Origin of the sequence: Clostridium sp. (assembly GCF_016650095.1) — a bacterium.
Lineage (GTDB): Bacteria > Bacillota > Clostridia > Clostridiales > Clostridiaceae > Clostridium_AD.
Map to the genome: position 1 here is coordinate 1 of NZ_JAENWL010000389.1, position 3,367 is coordinate 3,367.

Here is a 3,367-nt window from a genome sequence, read left to right on the forward strand (position 1 = left end):
CACTGTAAAAAAGTATGCTAAATTACTTAAATTAGCATACTTTTTAACCTTATAAGCACCAGTATAATCTTCAATAATCAATTCTGTTTTCACTAATACATTTTATTCTACATCAAAGTTATTATTCATCTTCTTCAACAATTCAAGGAATATATCTTTTTCTTTTTTTGAAAAATTTTTATATGCTATTAAATTCACTTTTTCAGAAATATCATTTACTTTCCCTTCTATCGCATTACCTTTTTCAGTTAAAGTTATGTATGTTACTCTTCTATCTTCTATACACTTCTCTTTTTTTACATATCCTAAATTTGATAACTTATTAACTAATGCTGTAATAGTAGACTTATCTTTTCCTATTATTTGTCCTATTTGATTCATACTTAGTCTTCCATTATTATTATATAATACTGTAAGGACATTGCCATAAGAAGGCGCTAAATCATCTAGTCCTTTTTCTTTTAATGCTTTTTCAATAAATTTAGTCATTTTTTTCTTAGTTTTGCTTATAAAATATATTATATATTTATCATTCATACTGAGGCTCCTATCTTGAATTTAAATTATCTATTTAATTATAGTATGGTATAAACTAAAAAGCAATTAAAACATGGTTTGACATCAAACTATATTTCTGCTACAATTAGTTTTATACCAAACTATATTTACAAAGGAGTTTTTGAAATGAATAACAATGAATTTAGAGCAATGCTCGTAACAGAAACAGAAAATAAAGAATTTAATAGGGAAATTACAACTAGACACATAAATGATCTACCAGAAGGCGATGTAATAATAAATGTAAAATATTCTTCATTAAACTATAAAGATGCTCTTTCCGCTACAGGAAATAAAGGTGTAACTAGAAATTTTCCACACACACCAGGAATCGATGCTGCAGGTATTGTAGTTGAAAGTAATAATGATAGTATAAAAATTGGAGCTGAGGTACTTGTAACAGGATATGCGTTAGGTATGAGTACATCAGGTGGTTACGGAGAGTATATTAGAGTCCCTGCGCAATGGGTAGTAGAACTCCCTTCAAATCTTTCTCTAAGAGAAAGTATGATATACGGTACTGCTGGATTCACTGCTGCGCTATCAGTCTACAAATTAGTTAATTCAGGTGTTAATCCTAGTGACGGAGACATATTAGTAACCGGATCAACAGGTGGAGTCGGAAGTATGGCCATTTCAATTTTAAGCAAGCTTGGTTATAATGTCACTGCTGCTACAGGAAAAGCTTCTGAAAAAGATATGTTACTTGGAATTGGTGCAAAAAACGTAATTGATAGAAATGAAATAGATGACACTTCTGGGAAAGCACTCTTAAAGCCTAGATGGGCCGGAGTAATAGACACTGTAGGCGGAAATATATTAGCTACAGCAATTAAATCAACCAATTATGGTGGTAGTGTAACTTGTTGTGGAAATGTTGCATCCGATGAATTTAAAACGTCAGTCTATCCCTTTATTTTAAAAGGAATCACAGTACTAGGAATAGATTCTGTTAAATGCCCTATGGATATTAGACTGCGAATTTGGAATAACTTATCCTTAGATTGGAAGATTACTGATTTATATACTAATGTGAATGAAGTATCTTTAGAAGGATTAAATAGTGAAATAGATGCTATACTTACTGGAAATCACAAAGGTAGAACTATAGTTAATCTCGATTTATAGATTGTAAAAAGCTATGCAACAGAAGGAACAAGAAAGCATATACTTTCTTGTTCCTTTTATTGTATATTTAAATAAACATTCAAGTGTTATATTTTAATAATATAAGCATCCTATAATATTAGACCGTATTGATATTTAATTTATTAAATTATTATGATTAAAAAGGAGAACTATTTCATTAACTTAATGACTATGTAGTGATACCTCTAAGATTTACTTATAGCTAACTACCTCTACACCTTCATTTCGAACTATATTGTTTAATTCCCTTAAATAATCGGGTGATGGAGTTCCAAACTGCCTTGATGGTTTTTCTAAACCAAGAGCTTCATATTTACTATCTCCAAATGAATGATATGGTAATAGTTCCAATTTGGGTGCATCTATATTATCTTTAACAAATCTAGCAGTTTTTCTTATATTTTCTAGATCAGAATTCACTCCACCAATTACTGGTATACGAACTACCACGGGTACCTTAAGTTTATTGAGCCTTGATATATTCTTTAATATCTGCTCGTTACTAATTCCTGTATAAAATTTATGTTTATTATCATCCATATGTTTTATGTCTATAAATATTAGATTTAATTTCTCTAATATATCTTTTACATCATCAAAGTTAAAGTACCCGGATGTTTCAATAGCTAAATCAATCGCTTGATCATAAAGTTTATATACAAGTTTCCTCAAAATATCTGTCTGTAATGTTGCTTCACCTCCCGAAAAGGTAACACCACCTCCTGAAAATCTATAGAATATTTTTTGCTTTTCTATTATTTTCAGTATTTGTTCACTATTGTAATTATAAATAAAATTGTTTTTCTTATTATAATTTAAACTTTCCGGATTAGAACACCAATGACATCTAAGAGGACACCCAGCAAAAAAAATAACTGTTCTTATTCCATTTCCATCATTAACAGAAAAATTTTGTGGTTCCATAAAATATCCACTTACGTCATTCATATAAATTCCTCCTAATCTCAAAATAAAATATTAAAGTAAAGACTTACCCCAGTCAAGCTATGTCTTTACTTTAATTTTAATAATTTTTGTGTTCTGTTCTTGCAATGATTGCATCTTGCATTGACCTAGATAAATTAACAAATTGTGTACTGTATCCAGCAACTCTAACTAATAAGTCTTTGTAATCTTCTGGGTCCTTTTGAGCTTTATGCAATGTTTCAGTAGATATTGTATTAAACTGAACATGGAATGCTCCAAGAGAGAAAAAGGCTTGAATCATAGAACCTAAATTACTCTGTCCTCTTTTCGTATTTACTAAATCTTCGTTTAATCTTAGGTTTAATAATGTTCCACCTGAATGTACATCTTGATTAAGTTTTGCTGCTGAACGCATGGCTGCGAGTGGCGTAGATGTATCAGATCCAGCAAATGGTGATACCCCTTCGGATAATGGTTCTTTAGCTTTTCTGCCGCATGGAGTTGCTCCAATAACTTTGCCAGCTGGCAGGTAGTTAGATATCCCCATAAAAGCAGTATTAAAATTGTTACCATTGATATCTTTATATTGGTGTCCTTCTTTGTAATAATAATTTGCCATTTTAATAGCAATATCATCTACATAGTCAATATCATTACCATACTTTGGAACATCAAGAGCCAATTGTCTTAAATTTTCGTAACCTTCCCAATTTGCATCAAGTGCATTAATCAG

At 30.4% G+C, this 3,367-nt stretch carries 4 protein-coding genes; 1 reads left to right on the forward strand and 3 read right to left on the reverse strand.

Annotation, left to right across the window (positions count from 1 at the left end; all coding sequences use genetic code 11):
* Positions 1–102 precede the first annotated feature (102 nt).
* Positions 103–537: a MarR family winged helix-turn-helix transcriptional regulator gene (locus tag JJE11_RS16800; RefSeq protein WP_291637693.1), complete on the reverse strand. Its 435-nt coding sequence runs from the start codon at positions 535–537 to the stop codon at positions 103–105.
* 147 nt (positions 538–684) lie between these two features.
* On the opposite strand from JJE11_RS16800, the gene JJE11_RS16805 reads away from it, so the two are divergent.
* Positions 685–1,686, forward strand: coding sequence for a YhdH/YhfP family quinone oxidoreductase (locus tag JJE11_RS16805; protein WP_291637695.1), 1,002 nt, complete (start codon positions 685–687; stop codon positions 1,684–1,686).
* Positions 1,687–1,899: 213 nt separating this feature from the next.
* Here JJE11_RS16805 and JJE11_RS16810 read toward each other — a convergent pair whose 3' ends face one another.
* Positions 1,900–2,655, reverse strand: coding sequence for a glycyl-radical enzyme activating protein (locus tag JJE11_RS16810; RefSeq protein WP_291637697.1), 756 nt, complete (start codon positions 2,653–2,655; stop codon positions 1,900–1,902).
* Between the two features lie 76 nt (positions 2,656–2,731).
* Positions 2,732–3,367: glycine radical domain-containing protein (locus tag JJE11_RS16815; protein WP_291637699.1), on the reverse strand; the 636-nt coding region annotated here is incomplete at its 5' end.